Here is a 23,688-nt window from a genome sequence, read left to right as displayed (position 1 = left end):
AATTATCAGAGGATTTTAAATTAATGTTACCCACTGGCATTTCTACCATTATTTGTTTAAATTTATTGTTTGAATAAAATAATGTTATTATAAATTTATTTTACTATTTCAATGGATTTGATGAATTTTTCCTCAAAATTTTGAAGAACTTCTTCCAGTTGCAGAACCTCATCAAAGATCATGTAACTCAAGATACCGTCCAGTGCTGCCATCAGGGTTATGGCACTGGTCCTTACATCGTGTTCTTTGAATTCCCCCTGCTGAACTCCCATGGTGAAGGCACCTTCCAGAAATGCAACATAATCCACAGTGTACTGCTGGTAGTACTTTAAAAGTTCCGGTTTTTCCAGAATCTTGGCAATTGAAAGGAATAAAAATGCAGTTTCTTTGGGATTTTCAAGCCAGTAACGAATATAGCTTTTAATGTAGTGCATGATTCCTTCCCGCATTGATGAACATTTCTGGGCACTCTCCATTATTCCCGTAACTTTTTCACTTATTTTTTCATTGGCAAATACCAGTACCATGTCTTTGCTGGGGAAGTAATGGTAAAGTCCACCTTTACTTACCCCTGCTTTCTGGGCAATGGCCTCCATTGTAGTGTTTTCGTAGCCTTTTTCCAGGAAAACTTCAATTGCTGCTTTTATTATTTCATTTATTCTTTCTTCACGGGGTTTTCTGGGAACCATCATAACCACCTGCAAACCGACCGTCGGTTTGTAATTTTTTATTGGAGTCATGCGATATAAACATACCCCTAGAAAATCTTTGGTTAAGGAATTAAAAATAATGAAAAAATGGAACATAATGAATTAAAATTATCTCAATCCAATTAATATTAAATTATACTTAAATTATCCGCACAATACAAAGTATTCCCATTTATAAGCCCTGAAACCGCTCTTAAAGAGCCAATACCACTATGATTTGCTCGGGTACTTGTAGGTGAAAAATTCCAGTAAATTAAAATTATAGAATGAGGAAAAACTACCATTGGTCACTGGTGGTGAAACCTGAAATACCCAGAAAGCCCTGGATCCTAAAAATTCCAGCATCCAGTACTATTTCTCATTAACCCCCATAACAGTCATAACATCAACCCCTTGTTTTTAGGTACCATTATCTGCGTGTAGTACTATACTATTACCATAAAAATAGGGATTTAAACTAAAATTACATAATATTCCATAAAACTTGGATTCATATGAAAGGAAAAGTCTTGTTGGTGGGTGCAGAAGATGAAGAAAACCTGGCCATCAGGTACCTGGGAGCCCAACTCCAGGAAAACGGACACACCGTTAGAATTGTTCCATGTTCCAATCAGAATGAATTTTCAGGAGTTCTAAAAGAACTAAGATCATTCCATCCAGATATGGTAGCGGTTTCAATGGCCTTCCAGTCCCTAGCTCCCATTTTCCTGGAATTAATACATAAAATAAAAGAAACAAACCCCCATGTCCACGTAACTGTGGGAGGGCACTTCCCCACCTTTGAATTTGAGAAAATACTGGACTATAAAACTGTTGATTCTGTTATTCGTTTTGAAGGGGAAGCCCCAATTTCTAGCCTCATAGATGTTCTGGTAAATAATGAAAACCTATCCAGTGTTCCTAACCTGGTTTATAAGTCAAAAAAAGATGGGCTGATGCAAAATCATTTAATCACAGAATTCCCTGATTTAAACCGTCTGAAATTCCCTCTTCGGAATAAAAAACCACATACCAGGTTGGGTGAGCGGTTTGCCACCCTGGTCACCAGCAGAGGATGTTTTCATTCCAAGTGTATTTACTGCTGCATAGGGGCATTCCACAAACAAAAAACAGAACTTCCCTACGCATTAAGATCTCCAGAGAATGTTGCCCAGGAAATGGGAAAACTTTACCATGATCAGAAGGTGAGGTTATTCCAGTTTCACGATGATAATTTCCTCCTACCTACCAAAGAATCATCCTACGCCCGTTTGAATAGTTTGAAAAAATCATTGTTAAAAGAAAAAGTTGAACTGGCAGATATTGCACTTCTCATTAAAACCAGACAAGATGGTGTTGATGAAGATATATTAGTTCTTTTAGAAGAAATGGGAACTGTGGGTGTTTTTTTAGGAGTTGAAAATGCTAGTGAGACTGGATTGAAAGCACTGGTCCGGTCTTCCAGTGTGGAAGAGATTAATAGCTCCATAGAACTCCTGGAAAATTTTGATATGGGTGTTACCTTTAACCTACTGATGTTCCACCCCCGGGCCACTCTTAAAGAGATAAATGAGAACATCTACTGCATGAATAAGAATAAGAATTTGGCCTTTGATTTTGGAAGAGCGGAAATTGTAGCCGGTTCTCCTCTGGAGAAGCTGGTTAAACGAAAAGGACTTTTAAAGGGCAATTGGCCACACTGGGATTACAGAATTCAGGATAATGCCGTGGAAAAATTGTTCCGTCTTAACAGTCTCACCTTTTACCGGGAGAATTCCCTTTATCCAGAGTTATCCCATAAGCTAATCGCCCTATCCTACCGTTCACAGCTACTGCAACATTTCTATCCCGGGAAAAAATCAGGAAATTTAAAGGATGAAACAGAAAGGCTCATATCCAAGGTAAACACCTTTACATTGGAATCATTAATCCAGATCTACAGTTTTGTGAGTGAATCAGAGATTAAAGAAAAATTAAACCATTTATCACATGAAATGGACGTTTTTTATGGAAATTACGCTGAGAGGGCATCTAAATTGGGTGAGAAAATGGGGAGGTTTCAGGTGGTGGAAAAGAAATTCCAGGAAAAGGGAGTGGGTGATTATTTTCAAAACTCAACTACTCTGGGCAGGATTTTCAGGATATAATTAATGAAATCGTTATTTGCTAAAAACCAACAACTTCAAATACAGTTTACCTATCCTAAACCTGTGAATAACCCCCCACAGATATTATAAAAAAATAAATATCAGAAAAAATAAGAAATAATTTCATGGTGAGTATTAAAGAATTTTTGTATCCCCTAAAATACAAGGTAACCCTATTTTTAGTGTTAGCCATTCCCTGCATCGCACTTACCACTCTGCTGATTGATAATATCATTTATCTTGATTCTCTCTCATTATCCCTAACAGTTGATGCCCTTGTCTTTTTAATAAGTATTTTCCTTTCCATTGTAATCGGTCTAGTTTTAAGCTACTTATTAAGCTGTGTTATTGATTGTTACATAGCCAATGAGAAAATAAAAATAGTTATTGCCCTTATCTCCGGGATAACATCTTTAATTATTGTTTATGTTTTCTATAAAATGATGACCGAACCCATTATTTGTGACCCGGTACATATTCCGGCTAATAATCAAACTGTGTGCGACCCGGTTCACCAGTCAATTCAGGGGGAATCTTACCACACCAATGTTCTGGATGGTCTTAATGTAGATAAATCACTGGTGGAGGAATCATTCCAGGAGTGCATCCAGAATTTGAAGTAGTTAGAGTAAATATAATAGATTTTCAAAGGATTAAAGAATTAGTACCTAATGATTTCCAAAAAAGGATTCTACCTATTCAAAAAAAGGAATCTGGTGATCTTTCATTAAGAAATTAAAAATATTTTACCGAGTAATATCCTAAAAAAAGAGATTTGAGGCGGATTTTTAACCTCCACCATCACATAGTTCAGAGCTCATGTCAATGTCTTCCAGGTTCTGTTTAAGTTTATCCACTTTTTTCTTAGTGGATTCCTTTTCATCCGTTTTTTCACTGGATACTTTTGTTTTTCTTTTGGATTCTCGTTTTTTAAGCCTATTGTATTCTTTTTCATCCATGAGTTCCAGGTAGCGGCTATTGTACCATAACTGGGTGGTGTCTACCTTCACCCAAATTCCATCTTCATCACTTTTAAGACCTAAAACTTCCCCGGCACTGCCAGTACCACTGTATCTCACATGAGAACCTATGAAAATCTCTTTATTCCGTTTGTTTGCAGCTTCCACATTCTCACCCCCAATTTACTGGTAAATGAAATCATTTATAGTATTTTTTTAAGTATTTGATGGATAAATGATATTATTTTTTAATGTCCAGTCGTAATTTCTCTTTCTTCTGACCGGATTCTGCCCTTGCTTTCAGTTCTTCCTTTTCAATATTTAAAAGTACGTAATCCCCAACTTCTTCTATGTCTGCAGTTACGATTTCCAGATCTTTCCGGGTGAGTCCGAAATCACTGGTTGATATGATCATGCTGGTTATAATGCCCTCTTTTGGTTTTATGACCATGTCTGCAATTTTACCTATTTCATTGGCCTTTTTATCCAAAACTCTTCGCCCGAAAAAGTCACTTACTTTCATTTAAACACCAGTTTATACTCTGTTTTTTGATGTATATAAATTATTGTCCATTTAACGAGCCTCCATATCCCCTTAATTTTCTGGATGGATTTAAAAAGGCTAATAACTCCCCTATGTCAATATATTTATTAGGCATCTCCCCCAGTCATTTATACTGTTTTAAAACCAAATAATAATCAAGTGTGTATTTGCCAGAATTGTCTAAATCATTAATTAGTAGAAATAAAATTTTATTAGAATAATTTTATGAATACAATTTTTAAGATAAAAATGGAGTTTTGTGGGAGAAAAAGATATGGAAGAAGCGGGAAGATCCATAATTAAAGATATACAGTCTGGAAAGATAAAAAACAGGAAGGATCTGGAGAAGGCAAAGTTTCAGGTGTGCCGTGATTACAAACTGGACCGGTTTCCCCGTAACTCGGAAATACTTCAAACAGCCCGAGAAGAGGAAAAAGAACTTGTTATCCCTATTTTGAAGAAAAAACCAACCAGAACAATTTCAGGTGTGGCGGTAGTGGCGGTGATGTGCCCGCCCCATAACTGTCCCCACGGAAGATGCCTTTACTGTCCCGAGAGTACAATAGCCCCTCCCAGTTACACGGGAGAAGAACCCGCAGCATTAAGGGCCAGAATGTACGATTTTAGCCCGTATAAACAGGTATACAATCGTCTCCAGCAGTTGGAGAGCATCGGTCATCCCCTGGATAAGGTGGAACTCATAATTATGGGTGGTACTTTTCCCTCACGGTTTTTATGCTTCCAGGAATGGTTCATCACCCAGTGTCTCCAAGCCATGACTGATTTTGGAGTTAAAGAATATAAATTAAATTCTGATGATGAGTACACCGGGGGCAACCTTGATTTGCAGGGATTCCAATACCTGGAAAATGTTCAACAGGAAAATGAGAATTCCAGTGTCCGCTGTGTGGGTATGACCTTCGAAACCAGGCCAGACTACTCACGTAGGGAAGATGTGGACCGAATGTTGCAGATGGGTGTAACCCGGGTAGAACTGGGTGTGCAGACCATCTACAACTTCATCTACCACAGGGTAGAGCGGGGCCACCGGGTAGAAGACACCATAAAAGCTACCCGTGTTTTAAAGGACTCTGGGATCAAGGTAGCCATGCACCTCATGCCGGGTCTTTTCAGTGACCAGGAACGTGATCTTCGAATATTCAAACGATTATTCTCTGATGAACGTTTCAAACCAGACATGCTGAAGATCTACCCCTGCCTGGTAACCAAAGGATCCAAACTCTATGAACTATGGGAAAAAGGGGAGTACACTCCCTATACCAGTGAAGAAGCCGTGAAATTAATTGTGGAAGTTAAGAAGATTCTCCCCAAATGGGTGCGTACCATGCGTATACAGCGGGACATACCATCTCAACTCATAGAAGCGGGAGTCCAGAAGTCAAACCTGGGAGAACTGGTTTATAATCAACTTAAAAGAGAGAAAGTTCAGTGTCAGTGCATTCGCTGCCGGGAAGTAGGACACCAGGCTGCCCATGGAACTTATACCAATAAAGACAATGTGCAACTCCTGATGGAAAAATACCGTGCCAGTGAAGGGGAGGAAATATTCCTGTCCATGGAAGATGCTCCTGCTGATGTTCTCCTGGGATTTTTAAGGCTACGAATGCCATCAGAACAGGCTCATCGTCCGGAAATTAGCCATAAAAGTGCACTGGTTCGTGAATTGCATGTTTACGGACCCATGATACCTTTAGGTGAAAGGGAAGATGACCTGTGGCAGCACCGTGGCTATGGTGAAGAGTTACTGAAAAAGGCCGAAGAAATCAGCCGTGAAGAATATGATAAAAAGGAAATTCTGATTATCAGTGGAATCGGGGCCCGTAACTATTACCGTAAATTTGGTTACAAGCGAAAAGGACCTTACATGGCTAAAAAATTAGTTTAACAAAGTTAATGTGGATAATAGATTTAATATTAGTATTAATTTAAAAATCAGTTCTTTTATAAAAATTTCTTAGAATTAAAATACCAAAGAATGTTAATTAGATATAATAGTAATGTTAGGAATTTGAAATAGAAAGATGATTAATACTTAGAATACCAGTAAATTGTTTAAAATATTAGAATACCATCAAATGGAGGGATTTAATAAATGATATCCATAGAAGAACTGGCTGGAATGATTGACCATACCAATGTACAGAGGGATGCGATGGAAGATGATATTAGGGAGCTCTGTCAAGAGGCGGATGATTATGATTTTAGTTGTGTCTGTGTAACACCCACCCAGGCTTCCCTGGCAAGTGAACTCCTGGAAAACTCCAACACTAATGTATGTGTGGTTATAGGTTTCCCATTCGGGGTGCAAACACCCCATGCCAAGGCCTTTGAGGCAGAGGAAGCAGTGGCCAGTGGGGCCTCTGAACTGGATATGGTGATGAATATAGGCGCCCTCAAGTCAGGGCATTACCCCCTGGTCCAGGCAGATATCGCCGCAGTGGTGGGGGCAGCAAGGGGGCATGTGGTCAAAGTTATCCTGGAGACAGCCCTCTTAAGCAGGGATGAGAAGATCACTGCCTGCCAGCTAGCCCGGGAAGCCGGAGCCCATTATGTGAAAACATCCACTGGTTTCGGAGTGGATGGAGCCACAGCGGAAGATGTTAAACTAATGCGGGAGACTGTGGGCATGGAGATGGGCGTGAAAGCAGCGGGGGGCATCCGGGACCTGGAAGCAGCCATAGCCATGATCAATGCCGGGGCCAGTAAAATCGGAACTTCCACCGGAGTCCAGATCATGGAAGACCTCCTAAAACAGGGCGAACCAGATGATATTTCCAACATTTAAATGATAGCCATCTTCTAACATTCAAAATAATCAATTTAAAAAATCGGAGAAGGGGATTTGAAAATGGAGATTGAAATTGAAATACTGGAAAAAGGAAAACTAAAGGTAATCCTGGATGATCGAAACCCATCCACCGCCCAGAAGTTCTATGAAAACCTTCCCATGGAAGGTGAAGCCCAGTTATGGCAGGAAGAGATTTTCTTCCCCATACCCCTTGAACATGACTATGAAAATCCCTCACCATCCTCTGATAAGGGGGATGTATCCTACTGGCCTCCCGGAAAGGCTTTCTGCATATTCTTCGGAGATTCACAGCCTGCTTCTGATGTGAATCATGTTGGAAGGGTGGTTGAAGGTTTGGAGGTTATGGGGAGTGTTGAGGAAGGGGATTGGGTGGTTATTCGAACAGTTTAGCACCAGATATATAATATTCCCAAATTATTTTAATTAACCAAAATCATCTCTAAAAAGAGCATATCTTTAAAAATTAGTACAATGGTTTTTTAAGATTACACTGGTTTTATAGTCTTATAAAGAGTATCCCTCTCGGCAGGAACACGCCCCAGATCCCTTATTATCCGTTGTAATTCTTCAGGAGGCGTGTAAACACCGTGCTGTGCCCCGGCAGATCGGGAGATGTTCTCTTCCCCCAGGGTTCCACCCATATCATTGCAGCCGGCAGTCAGACATACCTGGGCGAATTTGAACCCCAACTTCACCCAGGAAACCTGTATATTATTTAATAAGTCACCAAACATTAACCGGGCCACAGCATAGAGTTTCAGGTCCTCAGTACCGGTGGTTCCAGGACTAGAGATTCCCTGGTGGTAAATGGGAGCATTCATGTGCATGAAGGTGAGGGGTACGAATTCTGTGAAGCCCCCTGTTTTTTTCTGGATGTTCCGCAGGATTTCCAGGTGCTCCACCCGGTGCTCCACCCCTTCCACATGACCATACATCATGGTACAGGTGGTGGGCACACCCATCTGGTGGGCGGTTTCAATAACCTCCACCCATTCATTGGTGGTGAGTTTACCCGGGCAGATAACCTTCCGGACTTCATCGTTGAGGATTTCAGCAGCTGTCCCTGGCATGGAACCTAACCCTGCATCTTTCAACATTTTCAGAGTTTCTCCGAGGGACATTCCAGACTTTGATGCTCCGTAATATATTTCCATTGGAGAAAATGCGTGTATGTGGATGTCCGGGATTTCTTCCTTAACACTGCGTACTATTTTTTCATAGAAGTGGGCGTCAACATCAGGATGGAGTCCTCCCTGGATACATATTTCCACTGCACCATCATCCCATGCATTTTTCGCCCTTGCCACTATTTCATCCACACTCAAAAAGTAGGCACCTCCCTGTCCAGGGTCTTTGCGAAAGGCACAGAACCCACATGTGCCAGTGCATATATCTGTGAAGTTGATGTTCCAGTTTTGAATATAGGTAACCTTATCACCAACCAATTCCCGCCTTCGCAAATCTGCCGCACGAATAAGGGCTTGATATTCATTACCAGTTGTTTTCATAAGCTTAAGTGCTTCCCCATTAGATATAGGCTTTTTCCTGGCTTTATTTAGTATCTCTCCTATGGTGGGTTCAATGTCCGGACTCTTATACATGGGAATTCCTATGGGTGTTTATAACCTTTAAAGTTTTGGTAGGTTGATGATCACACTCGGTGAGTGTGCATGTTAAGTGGCATGGCTGCTCATAGCATGAAAACCGATATCTTTAAATATTATAGAGTTCTAGCTAGAATAGGAGGTGAAAATATGGCTGAATTACCAATTGCTCCAGTTGGAAGAATCATAAAAAATGCTGGTGCTCAAAGGATAAGCGATGATGCAAAGGAGGCTTTAGCCAAAGCTCTGGAAGAAAATGGCGAAGAGCTAGCTAAAAAAGCCGTCGAACTTGCAAAACACGCCGGAAGAAAGACTGTCAAAGCCGAAGACATCGAAATGGCCGTCAAATCCGCTTAAATTTTTTTATTTCTTATTTTTCTTATTTTTTAGGATAATGATCTATTTTTACCCACCCATGATCATTTGTGATCTCCAATAGAGACTGGGTATAAAATGCTTTAAACCATACCTATCTCTTACCACAGTTTCTTTAAGGGTAGCTGTTCATTAGAGATAATTCAAAAAATAACTCAATCTTTTTATACAAAAACTCCAATAAAGGATAGTACATTGATTGAAAGGAGATAGAAAATGAGCACTATAGATAACTTAAAAGAAGCATTTGCAGGCGAATCTAAAGCTAATCGTACATATCTAGCCTTTGCTAAAAAAGCAGATGAAGAAGGATACTCACAGGTGGCTAAACTTTTCAGGGCAGCTGCTGAAGCGGAAACTGTTCACGCCCACAACCATCTACTGGTGATGGGAGGTATTGGTAGCACTGAAGAGAACCTGAAAGGGGCTATTGAAGGCGAAATTGAAGAATTTGAAGCAATGTACCCTGACTTCATCAAAGAAGCAAAAGAAGTGGGTAACGATAATGCAGTGTGGACCTTTGATGTGGCCAACCAGGTGGAAGAACTCCACGCCGGACTTTACAAAAAAGCTCTGGAAGCACTGGGTAATAACGAAGAAGTGGATTATTATGTCTGCGGACACTGTGGTAACACTGTGGAAAATGAGGCTCCAGATGTTTGCCCCATCTGCGGAGCATTGAAATCTGATTTCTTCAAAGTAGATTAACCCATTTAATGAATCTAAATTTATTAATTCATTTTTTTATTTTATTAAAAAAATTAATTTTTTTTTAAATATTTGAAAAATTAGATTGGATAATTTTCTATAAGCATTAGATCACATAAAATTAATCGGAGTTATCCATCTTTTTTTCCTTAAAAGTTATGCGAAAGGTGGTTCCTGGACTTCTTTCCAGTTCCAGTTCCCCTCTGATTTGTTGGGTGAGGCTGGTAACCAGTTGGAGTCCTAGGGAATCTATTTTACCCAGTTCAAGTTCTGGGGGGAATCCTATACCATTATCACTAACTTCCAATAGGCACTGATCTTCCACTTCACTGAAATTAACTGTGATTTCCCCTTTTTTATCCCCTGGGAATGCGTGTTTCATAGAATTTGAAACTAGTTCGTTGATTATAAGTCCCAATGGTATGGCAGTGTTGATGTCAATCATCACATCCTCCACTTCCAGTTCCAGATTAATCCGGGAGGGATCAGAAACGTAGGTCCGGAATAGATCCCGGGTCAGGGTGCGGATGTAATCCCCATAATCAATATGTTTAAGGTCAGTGGAGCGGTAGAGTCTTTCGTGAATTAAGGCCATGGAATGAGCTCTTTCCTGGCTTTCCTTGAATATTCCCCGGGCTTCTTCATCTTTAATATATCGTGACTGAAGATTCAGGAGACTGGAGATCACCATCAAGTTGTTCTTTACCCGGTGATATACCTCCTTCATGAGCATATCCTTCTCATCAAGGGCTTGTTCCAGTTTAATTTGAGTTTCTTTAAGGTCACTTATATCCCTTGAAATTACCTGCACACTGCGAACTCGATTATCAGGACCGTATAGGGGTTGTAGACTTGTACTGAACCATTGGTCTCTCTCACCATCGGGTACAAACATTTCCATATCTAAACCTTCTTCTGTGTGGAACACTTCTCTTATTAATTCCATCTGTTTTTCAGCAATTTCAGGAGGGAAAAAATCCCGGAGAGAATGTCCCAACATATCAGCAGGTTCCTTACCCATACTATGTGCCCCTGCCTTATTGGCCATTAAAAAAATACCATTCTCATCATACAAAGAAATAGGGTCCTTAGCTGATTCAATGAGAGTTCTGTATTTCTCCTCACTCTCACGCAAGGCATCTTCTGCATTTTTTTGGTTGGTTATGTCACGACTGTTACAAACAAATCCACTTATAGCCACACCATCATCAAATATTGGTGTACCCTTGGTACCCAACCATACGTAACTACCATCGGCTTTCATGTAACGGTACTGAACAAACTGGGTCAGGCATTTCCCGAAGGCATCCTTCATGCAAGAGGTGACCCTTTTCCGATCATCAGGGTGCACCCCTTCGAACATTGATTTTCCAACGAGGTCCTGTGGTTCAAACCCGAGGACTGATTTTACCGAAGGACTGACGTAGAGATATGTGCCATCTTTATCAGCTTGACATATAATATCAGCCATGTTGGCAGTGATCATTGATAATTGAGCTTCGCTCCGGGTTAAAGCCTCTTCAGCAGCCTTTTCTCGAGTTATATCCCTTGCTATGGCTGATAATCCAATAATCTTTCCTGATTTATCTTTTATTGGGGAGACTGTGAGGGATACATCAATAATTTTTCCTTCTTTAGTTATTCTATTGGTTTCATAGTGATCAATTTTTTCCCCAGAAGCAATTATCTCCAGTATCTGCTTGAATTCATCGGAATCAGGGGGAAATATAACAGAACCTGATTTTCCGAGGACTTCCTCTGCCAGGTGCCCATAAGTTTGTTCTGATCCCTTATTCCAACTCAACACCTTACCATCCAGATCCATTCCAATAATGGATTCAGTTGAACTTTCCACAATGGCTGAAAGTATAGCCCTGGTCTTTTCAGCATTTTTACGATAGCTTATTTCCCTGATGATGGAAGTGGTGAATATTTGCCCATATCCTTCCCAGTTGGTGATGGATATTTCAAAGGGGAATTCTTTACCATCCTTCCTCAAACCCACTGACTCAAAAGTTCCAAGCAGTTGGTGTTCACCGGTTCTGCGGAATTGATCCATTTGTTGATGGTATTTATCCCTCAAACGTGACGGGATGAATTTTTCCACATTTTCTCCCATTACCTCATCTTCAGAGTACTGGAAAATTTTTTGGAAACTTTTATTGGTAAAAACCACTTTACCAGACATGTCCGTGGTAATGATTCCATCAATGGCAGATTCAACCACTGAACGAAACATTTCTTCGCTGGTTTTTAACTTTATCTGTGACTTTTCTATTCTTTCACTTAGAATAACAGTTATCACACTAACTGAGATAAAGATAGCAGATCTAAAAAGATTATAATAAATGTAATTACTTTCAATGGGACTTATAGAACTAACAAAAATAAGCACCCCGGCCAGGAAAACCGGGACCCATAATCCCTTCCGTTTCCACCAGACAGCAGCTAATACTATGGGTATATAATAAAAATGAGTGAAAAGAACACCGGATCTTAGAACAGAATGGAAGTAATAGGTTAGGATGCAGGATAAGGCAATTAAAGCCAGAACCATGAATGTTTCATATTCTGATCTTGATCCTTTCAATTCTAACTGCATATTTGAAACCCCAAAGGACGAAATTCAACTTCTAATTATTTTTCTATTGAATGAAGCATAAATTATTTTCTTAACGGGAAGTTTATCACGTCCCATCAGGATTATAAATCTTAATCATTCTGGAGATTTTAGTTCAAAATAATGACTGAAAAATTAGTAAATACTAAATAATCAAAAAGTGAGGAATTAATAATAAAAATAGGACTTGACCTAAACCATATCCATTAAACTCTCCAGCTTTTCAGGGTCATCAAACTCTTCCATGGGAAGTATGTATTTCATTTCTCCCTCAACCACCACCAGGGCCAGTGGTGATATTGAATATACTTCACTTTCATGGTGTTTCCAGTGAAAAATCTTAAGGATAGGATAAAAAATTCTATTCTCTATTTTTACAGAGTTACCAACCTTTATTTCTTGATTTTTCATGATTCCACCAGTTAGCTACGTGCTTCCTGAATCAGTTCCCTTACTGGTTTTTTAGTGTAGGCGCGTATGGCTTCTGCCACTATCCAGAATAGCTTTAAACTTACATCGACCTGTAGATCTCCATCCAAAACCCTTCTCTGGAAATCCGGCGTTATAACCGCATGGATTCGAGTGATGGCATTAAGGGGATAGGTAAATGACCATATATATCCGGTAAAAAGTGCAGTGTCCGCTGGACTTTCCATTCCCAGGGTCATGTTAAGGGAAAATTTTTCCAAATTCACAGAATGATAAAAAACAATTATCAGCCTATATAGGTGAGGCCAGGAATTTTTAACTAATTTCAGAATCTTTAAAATACGTTTAAGATCAAATTCATCTTTTTTCCCTTCCTTTTTGTCTTCCTCTTTATCATCCTGGCCCTTTTCATCTCCAGGTATTTCCTTTGAGAAAATGCGTATCCCTAAAAATTTGAGAATGAAATGACCCTTAATTTCAGATCCATTTTTTTTAAGGTCCAGGGAAAATTTTAGGGGAATCAAAAGAAAAGACAATAAAATAAGCACCAAAATAATTATTATGATGCCTATTATAGTGTATATCAAATTTAACCCGCTCTAAGGTTATTTAATACTGTTTGATGGCTCTAATATTCTTAAGAAACTTTTTATGGTCTTAAATTTTTATTTCTCCTTCAGCCTGTACTTCGGTTTTTTTCTCTTCTTTTTTATGGTGTTTTTTGGATTTACTCATCCCCATTTTCCGGCCTTCAGCCATAACATCAACAATGGCATTGCTGACTTCCCCTATGGCCCGGGTTAATGGGTCTGGATTTTTAAGAGGCATTACTTTTACCCCTTCCGGTCCACTTTGACCTTTGAAAACCACTACCATGGCCACTGGTTCTATACCTGCACCTCCACCAGCAGCAGCTGCAGAACCTCCTTCATCAGTAGAACTTTTTCCTTCACCCATACCTGCTCCAAATGCCATCCCCATTCGGGTAACCGGAATCAAGATTTTGTCTTCGCTTTCAATTACTTCCCCAATAACGTTTTCTATGTTTAAAACCTTTCGAATTTCTTCTACAGTTGTTTTTATGGGATCCTGGATATCCATTATAGTTCACCCCTACGTTTTATAAAGTATATAATTGTATATAATATTGTTTTTGAGGCATATACATTTTACGAAAGTATTATTTAATATTTCCAGAGTAGACTTTTATACTTTGAGAAATTACCCCAGCTAGAGAAAGGTTTATATAGTATAGGACACGAATGTTTGAATGCGGGCCCGTGGTCTAGGGGTATGATACCTCCCTGACACGGAGGTGATCACGAGTTCGAATCTCGTCGGGCCCATTTGCCGTGGTAGTTCAGTTGGGAGAACGCCAGACTGAAGATCTGGATGTCGCTGGTTCAAGTCCGGCCCACGGCACTCCCTTTACTTATTATTTTTAGTGCTCTCTGAAATATCCTTATTAAAATAAAGTATAAGTTTTTCCAGTTTAGATTAATTGCCTTAATTTTTTATTTTGTCCATATCTTAATTTATCATCATTTAATTCCCGTAATTGAATATTATTTTCATTCCATTATACATTAAAGGAGATGTTTAGTTACAGGGATTAACTTAAATGGATGATTTAAAGAATTAGATTATCCCAGTGTATCTACGTAAGGAGACAGCAATCAAACCCCCCAGCCCAGTCAATATTCCGTATACAATGGATCCTCCCAGGAGGATAGTCACCCAGGGGATGATTCCCACATAAGCCAAAACAAATACTCCGGGAATGATTGAAATTACCACTGCTACACAAATTCCTACCAAGGCCCCGTTTACAATTCCTTCAATATAACTTCTGGTGCCAATAGCCGCTGCCGAGACAAATCCGGATAGTGAGAATATTGATAAAGAAATCAGGGATGCTCCACCTAAAAATGAGAATAATGTAGGTTCATTTGCATTTTGAACTGTTAATCGTACCAGTCCAAAAAAGATGATGATGTTACTGAGGATGGTCATTCCTATCAGGAATATGATTCCACACCCCACACCCCACAGATCAATACGTTCATATAATCCCCTTAAACTCTTTTTCCTTTTCTGCCGCTCTTCTAAAACATAACCATAGTCATACCAGTTAGCAGGTCCTCCGGTTTTAAGTATCTTCCCGCATTTAGAACAAAATGCTGATTTTACTTTGTTTATCTGCCCACATAATGGACATATATTTTCAGAATGAAGGTTAATAATTTGGTGTTTATTTATATGTTGATCACTGATCTGATGACTGTGGGACTGAGATTTACCCATATTTCTGGCCGTTTTTTTAACACCTTTGGGTGTTAGTTCAGCGTAACTTAAGGTTCCACCACACAGACAACTTTCAAAGTCTTCTATTGATTCTCCGGTTTCAAGTTCGTAAAATCCATTGCATTCATCACAAATTATATATTTCATTTAAAACCCCACCCTTATTGAATATCAGCCGCTACTTTGATTTTAAATAATTTTTCACCAGGAATTTTACCAAAATGCTAATTTATCATAGAAATTTCCTTGGTTTGTTAAACTAAATTACAATATTTTTTTACGGATAAAAACACCTGTTAAACCACCAATATTGGCCACTGTGACTGTCAACAGGAGGATTAAGATTAAGCGAGTGTTAGATAACCCACTTCCGGGAGTTTCATGTGGAAGTGATTGGAAAATTGAATATCTGATGAATAAAAAGATTAACAGAATCACTGCAAAGATGGACAATCCTGCTAAAAGGTTAATGTCAATAAAAATATCACTGTAATCTTTCTTATTTAACATGAAAGAGGTTATTGTGCTTGCAATTAACATGAAAATTATAGATATTTGGAATGCAACATCACCTCCAAAATAATAAAAGACCAAACATGAACCTAGATAAATTAATAATCCTAATTCAACTGGGGATTTAAGTTTCGAAAATCTTGTAACCCTATTTTCACTTCCTGAGAGGAGATCTTGAATTAGAAACCCAAATTCCCATAGATGATTAAGACCACTACCTTTTTCTCCATGCCTATCAAACATGGATGGTAGTTCCTGTCGGAAATAATTACCATCAGTATCGATTCTAAGCCGATCCCGCAAAAACCAATCTTCAGGATCAGTTGTTTTAACTTTTCTACCGGCATAGATGTTTTTACTGGTTTTAGCTTCAACTACATGAAAATGGAAATGTTCATTATATCTGGAACTTTCATGGGTATCCAATATTGTGCCACAATAAGGGCAGAATGTTTTACCATCAGAAACTTCACCACAGCCCGGACATTTTAGGGAAGTTTTTTGAAAAAGAATCTCATTCAAAGATGCCGGAAATAACTCCCCTCCACACTGACAACAGGCAAAATCATCAGGTGATTCTCCTTCCTGGAGTTTGTAATATCCCCCACATTCATGGCAAAGAAGATAAGTCATAATACCCTTAGCACGAATTTTTATCAATAAAATTATACTTTTTATATTTTTAGTAATAATATTTAAATATTACTATTCAATAATAAAAGAAGAATTGTATTCCCCTAGTAATTTAAATTTTTAAAATGGATCAGGATAGCGGAGATATAATCTGTACAATAAATCCATTTTTCTTGAAATAAGTGAAAAATTAGACTCCTTGGAAATTTTAAGTTTATTTTTTACTAAAACTATTATAAGCCTATAATTGCTCCTTCTTCAAAAAAAATGCAAATTAAAAATATCGAATCTGCATTCAAACAAATAAACCTAGAATAAATATAGAAACTAGAATAAATGCAACCCCGGCGAATATTCCCAAGGGTTTAAATTTTTCACCTCTTATAACTGCAGATAATTCCTTGGCAGGAATTAATATTTGACCACATTCGCTGCAGAAGGCCGTGTTTGTGGGGTTTGGATTTCCACAATATTGGCAAAGGATCATGGGAGATTTGATGTGGAGGCCATCATCTTCAACCAGATAAAATTTACCACCGCATTGGCATGAATCAAAATCACTGGGGGATTCTCCATCCATTAATGCATAGTAACCGCCGCAGTTTTCGCATATTAAATATTGCATATTATCTAATACTGGTCTCTATATGAGCCCATATATGATTTACTATGGCATTAAAAATCGGATTTTTTATAAAGAAGCAGAATTCATAGACAAAAATGTTATTAAAAGGAAATATATTGCCTAAAATGATATTAACCTACACTGACGATAATAATCACGACCTCAAATGAAATTTAAAAATAAGAGTAATAGTGAGCACTCTAAGAAATAGCCAGTAGCTCACACAATTAACGTTTAAGATTTCCCTTCAAATAGGTGCTCAGGGCCTGGGTGATCTCCACATCCTGAAAGGTTCCCAGATGAGCTTTCTCAACTACTACCGTTTTATAGGAATTGGTGCGACCAATATAACCACCTTTACTCCCTCTATCCGTAATCAGTATTTTTTGATTGGTACCCATGAACCTCTGATTATTCTTAATGGCAATAGCCACCTTGAGATCATTCAAGTCTCGGGAACGTTTTTTCATGATTGCATGATCAATAGGGGGAAGTAAAGATGATCGTGTGCCCGGACGATGATGATATTTGGAGATATGCAGGAAATCCGGGCGAATTTCACTGATAACATTTAACGTGGCGTTGAAATCATCTTCCTCCTCGGTGGGGTATCCCACAATAATATCTGTTGCCAGGGATAGTTCTGGTATTTCCATTTGGAACTGTTTCACAATGGCCTTGTATTCTTCCACACTGTGTCCCCGTTTCATATCCGAAAGTATCCGGTTACTTCCACTTTGCAATGGAAGGTGAAGGAAATTATAGACCTTTTCATTTTTAAATGAATTTGTAATAGATGCCAGGTCCTCTTTAATGTTTTTGGGGTGCATCATTCCTACCCTTACCCTGAAATCACCTTCTATTGATGTTATCTGGTTGATGAGATCAGCGAGGTTTTCTCCACTGTCTTTCCCGTAAGCAGCAGTGTCCTGGGCAGTGAGCTGGATTTCAATACAACCATCCTCCACTGCCTGTTCTGATTCAGCCTTTAGAAGAGATGAAGGATAACTCTGTAGGTCTCCACGTGCAAATCTGGTGCAGCAGTAACTGCATCTACCCAGGCATCCCTCACATATCTGGAGAATATGTACCCGGGGATTGGAACGTTTTCGTGGAAGGCCGGTCTTAATATCATGACCATGACCGGTTTCCCGGATAATGTGATTATCCATAATAGATTTGACTACATTGGGGATGGAGTTTATGCGACGAGCACCAATCCATCCTGCTTTAGGTGCCAGTTTTTTTAGTTTTTCAGGATCAATATCCACCATACAACCAGCAATTAACAGTTTTTTCTGTGGGAACTGGGTCTGGATTTTCTGAATGTGATTGGTTATCTTCTGTTCAGTGGGTTGTTTAACATAACAGGTGTTAATGACAATAACATCAGCATCTTCAAGGGATGTTACAATTTCTCCACCAGTTTCCTCTAATAAACCGGCCATTATCTGGGAATCCGCCTGATTGAATGTGCAACCAAAAGTTTCAATATAGATTTTCATGTTAATCAGGGTTTTTAGATTACTAATTACATTGGTGTTCGATTAAGTTGTTTAATAGGATATAACTTAAAAGTATGCAATGGGATATATTTAGATAGTTCAAAGGAAGGATTTTAGATAGGATATCTAGGGATTTATACATTGAATAATCAAAAAGGGTTTAATATAATACTAAAATGTTAGGTTTTAACGTGAATTCTTTTATTTATTTTCAGGCCAACCATGTTTTCCGATCATGGGGACAAAAACAACCCCTCCCAGATTCCGGGTCTGGAAATCATCATCTGAAATTCGCATTACTAACACCAGTTCCTGGTAATAGTCTGATCCCATGGGCATGATCAGTTTTCCACCAATTTTCAGTTGTTTTTTAAGGGGTTCTGGAATTTTCGGTGCACTTGCTGTTCCATATATGCGGTCATATGGAGCTTTATCTGGGTATCCTATGGTCCCATCTCCCTCAATTACCGTTACTCTATCGGAGTAGCCAGTCTTGTTTAGGTTTTCTCTAGACTTTTCTACCAGTGCTGGGATTCGTTCTATGGTATAGACATGCCCTTCGTTACCCGCGATTTCTGCTACCACTGCAGCATTATATCCCAAACCAGTTCCAATTTCCAAAATTCTCATTCCATCTGTTAATTCTAACTTTTCGGCAATAATCGCTACCATATGGGGTGCGGATATGGTTTGGCCCTTACCAATGGGAAATGGACGATCTAGGTAGGCATAGGAACTGTTCTCTGGAGGCATAAATTCCTCACGGGGAACCTTAAGCATGGCTTCTTTAACCTTTTCAGTGTTTATATATCCCTGGTTAAAGAGTTTTTCCACCAGATCTTTCCTTTTTTCTTTCATCCAACCACGTGATGCTTCTCCAAAGAATCCAGTTTTGGCACCTATAAAGGTAAACTGGACTTGATGGATTTATTTTAATAAATGAATAATTTTATAGCGGTATTAACTTGACTAATGGTTGATGTCAAGATTCAGGTGATTTAACGAATATAAAGGAATTTTGGGATTAACAATATTTCATTAGGTTTCAACTTTCATCTTCGGGTTCTACTGTTTCAACTATTTTGGAAGTTAAATCATACTGAAATCTATCCCTGCGATCAGCAGGCCGCCCGTATATTCTTTTAATTTGATCTGCAGGAGCTCCTCCCTTTCTGATCTTGGAGGTGATAGTCTTCATGGATTTTATGGTGAATACTGCCTTCCCCAGTTTAACAGTATCTCCCACATTAAACTGGAAATCCCTTTCAACATCCACTTTCTGGGAAAGTATTCTTCCACCGTAATCTATGGATATTCCTACCCTGGTAGGTCCGGTAAGGGATGTGGCCCAGATGGTTACCAGTTCCGATACCATGCTTTTTGAAACGCGACCACCCCTGGTATTTTCCAGTGAAGTTATTTCCACTTCCTCATCATCCACCATCAGTACTTCCCCAATTTCCAGGATTTCATCAGGATATAATTTAATGGTTTTTTTCAGTGATTCCTCAAATTTGCTGATGATCACCCTAATTTCAACCATTTTAGGGATCTTTATTGTCTCCCTAAATGTGTTTCCACATTCATTACATTTTAAAAGGACTTCTTTGATATTTTTACCCTTTGATTTGAGTATTTCATAAGATTCAGAATCACATACTGGACATTTCATTTTCTTAACCTCGCTTCGATAAGAATAAGTAAAAAATATTGTAATATTGATAAGAATTTTTATGTACTTTGGAATATTTATAAATATGATTGGTCGGGATATGAATTTTAACAAGTAACTATTAAAATAATTGCCGGGAATGAATATGAATAGTCTAATTTTTAGTGAATTGGAATTGGGGGGTATAAAAAATTAGGAAATATAACCATCACACTCATTTTTTTGGGAATATGAACTTCATTAAGACTGGTTTTCCTTTTTTTCATGTAAATAATGTTTAACCAAACCTCCATCTTCCAGTATTCCCAGCATGAAATCGTGGAATGGTTGTATGTTGAATTTATTACCTGTGCTGAGGTTTTGGATCATTCCCTCTGCCAGATCTATTCTTAGCTGGTCACCCTTATCTGCTTCAATATCCGCTACTATGACAGGTAAACCAACATTTATGGCATTACGGTAAAATATACGTGCAAAAGATTTGGCAATAATCGCATCCACCCCAGCATGTTTCAAGGCTACTGGGGCCTGTTCCCTGGAAGATCCGCAGCCAAAGTTCCACCCAGCCACGATAATATCCCCCTGTTCCACATTTTCCGCAAACTTAGGATCTTCCCCTTCCATAACATGGCTTGATAACTCGTCTAAACTGAAAGTTCTTAAGTATCGTCCAGGTATGATTACATCAGTGTCTATACTATCCCTGAACTTCCAAACTTTACCTTTTATTTCATCTTTCATGGTAATCAGTGCAAAAGATTTTTTTTAGAAAATATCCAATTAATTGTGATTGTATACCAGAATTTTTATAATATCCCAGAATTTCTGATTTTCACATCAGGAATCCGTTGATTAAAACACCAGTTTCCTTGATTTTAGTGAATGTGTTCCAGCACAGCACCACTATTCTGAGCCCTGGTTTCAATTATACTACCACCAATATCTCTTAGGGCATCACGAGCTGCACTTACTATATCCTGAGTGTTGTCATTTACTGCATAAATGGTTGGTCCGAATGAACTCATTCCCACACCCGGCGCACCGGCATCCCGGAGCAACTGCATTATATCACCTATAATCGGTTTTTGCAATTGATTCTCTACTTTTTTAAAACCAATATTTTGTATGGAGTTTACTGCTTCTCCAAATCCATCCAGGTCTTTTTCCAATACCGCTGGCATCATTTTCATTAAGAGTAGATGTGAAAGTTGTTGAACTTCTTCCACGGGTATGGGGCAGTACTCCTGGAATATGTTAACCTCTTTCTCTCCAGAAACATTCTTTTCAACTTGGGGGATAACCAGTACCACCTTCCAATCATGCGGAAAATCGTACCGTGCAATAATAGGTGGGGGTGATGCTGGTGAAGCTGAGGAAGGTAGAAAATCAGGTTTTTCATCTTGAGGGTGGCCGCCGTCAACAATGAAACCTCCTTTATCAAAGGATGCCACCCCTATACCAGATGTACCTCCCCGACCCACGATATTAGCAATCTCAGGCACAGTTATCTGCTGGTTATCCGCTTCAGAAATGAGTTTAGCAGTGGCCAGTGACAGTTGCGTCCCAGAACCCAGACCAGAATGGGAGGGATAGGTTTCGCAAATAGTGAAACTGTATCCACCATCTAATTCAAGGTAGTCCATCATCCGCCGAGCAGAGGTTTTTATTTTATCCTCATAATCAGATATTACCTTAACCGGTATGCTTTCACGATTTTGAAACTCAACGGATATTTCACCATTATTTCGCTCCATTTCCAAAACCAATGCTGGTTTTTCAAGTGTGAGACCAACACCACCATCTATTCGGCCCAGTGAACCGTTTAGATCAATCAAGGTTAGATGCAGCCGTGAGGGAGTTTTGATTATCAATTCTGATACCATTTTTATATTTTTCTGAAAGTTTTTACATTTTGAGTGATTTTAGAGATCGTGGAGTTGGGGAAAAGTTATTTTTTCATTGGTTTGGCGAATTTCTTCTCAACCTCTGGACGGTGAATTGCATTCATGGAACAGAATGGTATTATACGCCCATCAGGAACTGCGTAGTGGATCACGCATCTTTTAACCCGGTCCTGGTCGAAGTTCCAGGGATCCATGAAGTGCATGCATGATATGAGTAATGTTTTATGATGGAAATCTCCCAGAGCACTGTATGATCTTTCCTTGAAGACTTTGGTCAGTATTCCAGTTATATCCAGTGAATCAGGTTTTTTATCCCGGTCAATGGTTTTGGGAAGTTCCCTAGTGGCTCTGCTTATGACTTTGGCTTTGCCCACTATTCCTCCGTCCTTTATATCATCACTACTGCGGGAAAGGAGGTTGAAAAACCTATCCACATCTACAAACTTAGTTATGGGAGTGATTTCGCCATCATTAATGAAAATATAGGTCGCGGCACCGCAGTGAGGGTGGCAGGTGAATGATACTTGGTCTTCGCCTTCGATGGCCTCCACAAAATCGGTGATGGGTATGACTGAAGAGGCAGGATAAAAATCATCACGACCAATCTGACCATCTGTCTGCTCATCCACTAATTTCTGGAAGGTGGGTATGGTTATTCTCTGTTCTTCCACTTCATCGGCAGGTGTTCGGCCAGCAAATGACACTGGCTGGAAATTCACCCCCCGGATAATGTCCAGGTTTTCAATGGCAAACCGTATGATAGCCCCCACCTGGTCATCATTAATTCCCTTAACCAGGGTGGGAACCAGAACAATTCCCAGATCTGCTTTACGGCAGTTTTCAATGGCTTCCAGTTTAATAGGCAGAAGGTTACGGCCCCTGGACTTTAGGTAGGGTTCTTCAGTAACTCCATCGAACTGGAGGTAAACTGTGTTTAAACTGGCATCTTTAAGTTTCTGAGCCAGTTCTGGGTCTTTAGCCAATTTAATTCCATTGGTAGCTATCTGAGTGTGGCTGAATCCCTCTTCCCGGGCTAGCTTCACCAGTTCCACAAGGTCCTTTCGTACCGTGGGCTCACCACCAGCATACTGGATGGCAGGGGTGGGTACTGGCTGGTTTGCACGGAGATTTTGTAACATCTCCCGTATTTCCTCATAACTAGGCTCATATATGGATTTAGATACAGCTGCATTAGCAAAACAAATAGGACAACGAAGATTACAACGATTAGTAACATCAATAAGGCCTAATATAGTCTGACTCTCATGTTCCGGGCACAAACCACAGTTAAGAGGGCATTCACCTTCCAAGGTGGTGCGAGGATTATCAATCCCCTCACCACAATAATCATAATCAGCAGCATAGTGGTAAGCTTCTGAACTCTGCCAATAAGTATTTTCGAATTCACCGTGCTCTGGGCACGTTTTCCTAATCATTATCTTGTCCTGGTCCTCGAAGACTTCTGCATCCACTACTCGAAGACATTCAGGACACAGGCTCTTTGTTTTCTTTATGACCATTATCTCACCTTATTATTAGTATTGAAACTCATGTAGTCAAGCATAATTGATTATATATACTTGAGGGATCAATCAGCTTTATAGTATTTTATGGTTAACACATAACT

24 protein-coding genes and 2 tRNA genes are annotated in these 23,688 nt (G+C 39.2%); 9 read left to right on the top strand and 17 right to left on the bottom strand.

Translation table 11 applies throughout. The annotated features are described in order from the left end of the window. Nucleotides 1-95: 95 nt before the first annotated feature. A complete protein-coding gene (locus BK009_RS01820) occupies nt 96-689 on the bottom strand; it encodes a TetR/AcrR family transcriptional regulator (protein WP_100907609.1) in 594 nt (197 codons plus the stop codon). 515 nt (nt 690-1,204) lie between these two features. Between BK009_RS01820 and BK009_RS01815 the strand changes: the two genes are divergently transcribed. Next, a complete protein-coding gene (locus tag BK009_RS01815) occupies nt 1,205-2,836 on the top strand; it encodes a B12-binding domain-containing radical SAM protein (protein WP_100908853.1) in 1,632 nt (543 codons plus the stop codon). A gap of 146 nt (nt 2,837-2,982) precedes the next feature. Continuing rightward, nucleotides 2,983-3,459 carry a hypothetical protein gene (locus BK009_RS01810; protein ID WP_157809680.1) on the top strand — a complete coding sequence of 159 codons (477 nt, stop codon included), beginning with the start codon at nt 2,983-2,985 and terminating at the stop codon, nt 3,457-3,459. 165 nt (nt 3,460-3,624) lie between these two features. Here BK009_RS01810 and BK009_RS01805 read toward each other — a convergent pair whose 3' ends face one another. Together BK009_RS01805 and BK009_RS01800 are read right to left on the bottom strand one after the other, a co-directional pair. After that, nucleotides 3,625-3,963, bottom strand: a complete 339-nt coding sequence (locus tag BK009_RS01805) for a DUF2098 domain-containing protein (RefSeq protein WP_100906585.1) — start codon at nt 3,961-3,963, stop codon at nt 3,625-3,627. Between the two features lie 73 nt (nt 3,964-4,036). Continuing rightward, entirely contained in the window at nt 4,037-4,318 is a 282-nt protein-coding gene (locus BK009_RS01800) for a PRC-barrel domain-containing protein (RefSeq protein WP_100908851.1), read from the bottom strand. Between the two features lie 295 nt (nt 4,319-4,613). Between BK009_RS01800 and BK009_RS01795 the strand changes: the two genes are divergently transcribed. From BK009_RS01795 to BK009_RS01785, 3 genes are all read left to right on the top strand, one after another. Next, a complete protein-coding gene (locus tag BK009_RS01795) occupies nt 4,614-6,245 on the top strand; it encodes a tRNA uridine(34) 5-carboxymethylaminomethyl modification radical SAM/GNAT enzyme Elp3 (protein ID WP_100908850.1) in 1,632 nt (543 codons plus the stop codon). A 207-nt stretch (nt 6,246-6,452) separates the two neighbouring features. Continuing rightward, the gene (deoC, locus tag BK009_RS01790) at nt 6,453-7,145 is read left to right on the top strand and encodes a deoxyribose-phosphate aldolase (RefSeq protein ID WP_100908849.1); all 693 of its coding nucleotides are present in this window, start codon (nt 6,453-6,455) and stop codon (nt 7,143-7,145) included. 63 nt (nt 7,146-7,208) lie between these two features. Then, a complete protein-coding gene (locus BK009_RS01785) occupies nt 7,209-7,559 on the top strand; it encodes a cyclophilin-like fold protein (protein WP_100908848.1) in 351 nt (116 codons plus the stop codon). A gap of 95 nt (nt 7,560-7,654) precedes the next feature. Here the strand turns inward: BK009_RS01785 and cofH are convergent, their stop codons facing one another. Next, entirely contained in the window at nt 7,655-8,770 is a 1,116-nt protein-coding gene (cofH, locus tag BK009_RS01780; RefSeq protein ID WP_100908847.1) for a 5-amino-6-(D-ribitylamino)uracil--L-tyrosine 4-hydroxyphenyl transferase CofH, read from the bottom strand. A gap of 153 nt (nt 8,771-8,923) precedes the next feature. Between cofH and hfoA2 the strand changes: the two genes are divergently transcribed. Next, entirely contained in the window at nt 8,924-9,130 is a 207-nt protein-coding gene (gene hfoA2 / locus BK009_RS01775; protein ID WP_004031856.1) for a histone HfoA2, read from the top strand. Between the two features lie 234 nt (nt 9,131-9,364). Next, entirely contained in the window at nt 9,365-9,856 is a 492-nt protein-coding gene (locus tag BK009_RS01770) for a rubrerythrin family protein (RefSeq protein WP_100906590.1), read from the top strand. A 121-nt stretch (nt 9,857-9,977) separates the two neighbouring features. On the opposite strand, the gene BK009_RS01765 is transcribed toward BK009_RS01770, so the two are convergent. The 4 genes from BK009_RS01765 to BK009_RS01750 form a co-directional block, all read right to left on the bottom strand. Continuing rightward, the gene (locus BK009_RS01765) at nt 9,978-12,458 is read right to left on the bottom strand and encodes a PAS domain S-box protein (RefSeq protein ID WP_100908846.1); all 2,481 of its coding nucleotides are present in this window, start codon (nt 12,456-12,458) and stop codon (nt 9,978-9,980) included. Between the two features lie 210 nt (nt 12,459-12,668). Further along, nucleotides 12,669-12,887: a hypothetical protein gene (locus tag BK009_RS01760; RefSeq protein ID WP_100908845.1), complete on the bottom strand. Its 219-nt coding sequence runs from the start codon at nt 12,885-12,887 to the stop codon at nt 12,669-12,671. Between the two features lie 11 nt (nt 12,888-12,898). Beyond that, nucleotides 12,899-13,441 carry a DUF2953 domain-containing protein gene (locus BK009_RS01755; protein ID WP_236951002.1) on the bottom strand — a complete coding sequence of 181 codons (543 nt, stop codon included), beginning with the start codon at nt 13,439-13,441 and terminating at the stop codon, nt 12,899-12,901. Between the two features lie 121 nt (nt 13,442-13,562). After that, complete coding sequence (locus BK009_RS01750) at nt 13,563-14,006, bottom strand: GerW family sporulation protein (RefSeq protein WP_205835931.1); 444 nt, start codon at nt 14,004-14,006, stop codon at nt 13,563-13,565. Between the two features lie 173 nt (nt 14,007-14,179). Between BK009_RS01750 and BK009_RS01745 the strand changes: the two genes are divergently transcribed. Next, nucleotides 14,180-14,251: transfer RNA gene (locus tag BK009_RS01745), tRNA-Val, on the top strand. Between the two features lie 3 nt (nt 14,252-14,254). Continuing rightward, nucleotides 14,255-14,327 (top strand) — tRNA-Phe (locus tag BK009_RS01740). Nucleotides 14,328-14,543: 216 nt separating this feature from the next. Here the strand turns inward: BK009_RS01740 and BK009_RS01735 are convergent. The 9 genes from BK009_RS01735 to tes all read right to left on the bottom strand — a co-directional run bounded on the left by BK009_RS01735 (nt 14,544) and on the right by tes (nt 23,581). Further along, nucleotides 14,544-15,356, bottom strand: coding sequence for a hypothetical protein (locus BK009_RS01735; RefSeq protein ID WP_100906595.1), 813 nt, complete (start codon nt 15,354-15,356; stop codon nt 14,544-14,546). Nucleotides 15,357-15,473: 117 nt separating this feature from the next. Further along, a complete protein-coding gene (locus BK009_RS01730; protein WP_100908843.1) occupies nt 15,474-16,355 on the bottom strand; it encodes a zinc ribbon domain-containing protein in 882 nt (293 codons plus the stop codon). A 295-nt stretch (nt 16,356-16,650) separates the two neighbouring features. Continuing rightward, nucleotides 16,651-16,980, bottom strand: a complete 330-nt coding sequence (locus tag BK009_RS01725; protein WP_100907613.1) for a zinc-ribbon domain-containing protein — start codon at nt 16,978-16,980, stop codon at nt 16,651-16,653. 227 nt (nt 16,981-17,207) lie between these two features. Next, nucleotides 17,208-18,485, bottom strand: coding sequence for a tRNA (N(6)-L-threonylcarbamoyladenosine(37)-C(2))-methylthiotransferase (locus BK009_RS01720; protein ID WP_100908842.1), 1,278 nt, complete (start codon nt 18,483-18,485; stop codon nt 17,208-17,210). A 201-nt stretch (nt 18,486-18,686) separates the two neighbouring features. Then, on the bottom strand, nt 18,687-19,343 hold the full coding sequence (locus tag BK009_RS01715) for a protein-L-isoaspartate O-methyltransferase (protein ID WP_100908841.1): 657 nt from the start codon (nt 19,341-19,343) through the stop codon (nt 18,687-18,689). Between the two features lie 187 nt (nt 19,344-19,530). After that, the gene (locus BK009_RS01710; protein ID WP_455324363.1) at nt 19,531-20,271 is read right to left on the bottom strand and encodes an HVO_0476 family zinc finger protein; all 741 of its coding nucleotides are present in this window, start codon (nt 20,269-20,271) and stop codon (nt 19,531-19,533) included. A gap of 126 nt (nt 20,272-20,397) precedes the next feature. Further along, nucleotides 20,398-20,898, bottom strand: coding sequence for a homoaconitase small subunit (hacB, locus tag BK009_RS01705; RefSeq protein WP_100908839.1), 501 nt, complete (start codon nt 20,896-20,898; stop codon nt 20,398-20,400). Nucleotides 20,899-21,032: 134 nt separating this feature from the next. Then, nucleotides 21,033-22,028 carry a beta-ribofuranosylaminobenzene 5'-phosphate synthase gene (locus BK009_RS01700; RefSeq protein ID WP_100909702.1) on the bottom strand — a complete coding sequence of 332 codons (996 nt, stop codon included), beginning with the start codon at nt 22,026-22,028 and terminating at the stop codon, nt 21,033-21,035. Between the two features lie 77 nt (nt 22,029-22,105). After that, a complete protein-coding gene (tes, locus tag BK009_RS01695) occupies nt 22,106-23,581 on the bottom strand; it encodes a tetraether lipid synthase Tes (RefSeq protein WP_100908838.1) in 1,476 nt (491 codons plus the stop codon). Between the last annotated feature and the right edge of the window lie 107 nt (nt 23,582-23,688).

The sequence above is a fragment of the Methanobacterium subterraneum genome, from assembly GCF_002813695.1.
Taxonomy (GTDB): Archaea; Methanobacteriota; Methanobacteria; order Methanobacteriales; family Methanobacteriaceae; genus Methanobacterium; species Methanobacterium subterraneum.
Note: the sequence above shows the minus strand (reverse complement) of the source record. Positions and strands in the feature narration are given on the sequence as shown.

What these genes read in the sequence shown, in the direction of transcription:
- BK009_RS01820 (WP_100907609.1), bottom strand. Translation starts at nt 689, where the DNA reads ATGGTTCCCAGAAAACCCCGTGAAGAAAGAATAAATGAAATAATAAAA.
- BK009_RS01815 (WP_100908853.1), top strand. Translation starts at nt 1,205, where the DNA reads ATGAAAGGAAAAGTCTTGTTGGTGGGTGCAGAAGATGAAGAAAACCTG.
- BK009_RS01800 (WP_100908851.1), bottom strand. Translation starts at nt 4,318, where the DNA reads ATGAAAGTAAGTGACTTTTTCGGGCGAAGAGTTTTGGATAAAAAGGCC.
- BK009_RS01795 (WP_100908850.1), top strand. Translation starts at nt 4,614, where the DNA reads ATGGAAGAAGCGGGAAGATCCATAATTAAAGATATACAGTCTGGAAAG.
- deoC (WP_100908849.1), top strand. Translation starts at nt 6,453, where the DNA reads ATGATATCCATAGAAGAACTGGCTGGAATGATTGACCATACCAATGTA.
- BK009_RS01785 (WP_100908848.1), top strand. Translation starts at nt 7,209, where the DNA reads ATGGAGATTGAAATTGAAATACTGGAAAAAGGAAAACTAAAGGTAATC.
- cofH (WP_100908847.1), bottom strand. Translation starts at nt 8,770, where the DNA reads ATGTATAAGAGTCCGGACATTGAACCCACCATAGGAGAGATACTAAAT.
- hfoA2 (WP_004031856.1), top strand. Translation starts at nt 8,924, where the DNA reads ATGGCTGAATTACCAATTGCTCCAGTTGGAAGAATCATAAAAAATGCT.
- BK009_RS01770 (WP_100906590.1), top strand. Translation starts at nt 9,365, where the DNA reads ATGAGCACTATAGATAACTTAAAAGAAGCATTTGCAGGCGAATCTAAA.
- BK009_RS01765 (WP_100908846.1), bottom strand. Translation starts at nt 12,458, where the DNA reads ATGCAGTTAGAATTGAAAGGATCAAGATCAGAATATGAAACATTCATG.
- BK009_RS01760 (WP_100908845.1), bottom strand. Translation starts at nt 12,887, where the DNA reads ATGAAAAATCAAGAAATAAAGGTTGGTAACTCTGTAAAAATAGAGAAT.
- BK009_RS01750 (WP_205835931.1), bottom strand. Translation starts at nt 14,006, where the DNA reads ATGGATATCCAGGATCCCATAAAAACAACTGTAGAAGAAATTCGAAAG.
- BK009_RS01735 (WP_100906595.1), bottom strand. Translation starts at nt 15,356, where the DNA reads ATGAAATATATAATTTGTGATGAATGCAATGGATTTTACGAACTTGAA.
- BK009_RS01730 (WP_100908843.1), bottom strand. Translation starts at nt 16,355, where the DNA reads ATGACTTATCTTCTTTGCCATGAATGTGGGGGATATTACAAACTCCAG.
- BK009_RS01725 (WP_100907613.1), bottom strand. Translation starts at nt 16,980, where the DNA reads ATGCAATATTTAATATGCGAAAACTGCGGCGGTTACTATGCATTAATG.
- BK009_RS01720 (WP_100908842.1), bottom strand. Translation starts at nt 18,485, where the DNA reads ATGAAAATCTATATTGAAACTTTTGGTTGCACATTCAATCAGGCGGAT.
- BK009_RS01715 (WP_100908841.1), bottom strand. Translation starts at nt 19,343, where the DNA reads ATGAAAGAAAAAAGGAAAGATCTGGTGGAAAAACTCTTTAACCAGGGA.
- hacB (WP_100908839.1), bottom strand. Translation starts at nt 20,898, where the DNA reads ATGAAAGATGAAATAAAAGGTAAAGTTTGGAAGTTCAGGGATAGTATA.
- tes (WP_100908838.1), bottom strand. Translation starts at nt 23,581, where the DNA reads ATGGTCATAAAGAAAACAAAGAGCCTGTGTCCTGAATGTCTTCGAGTA.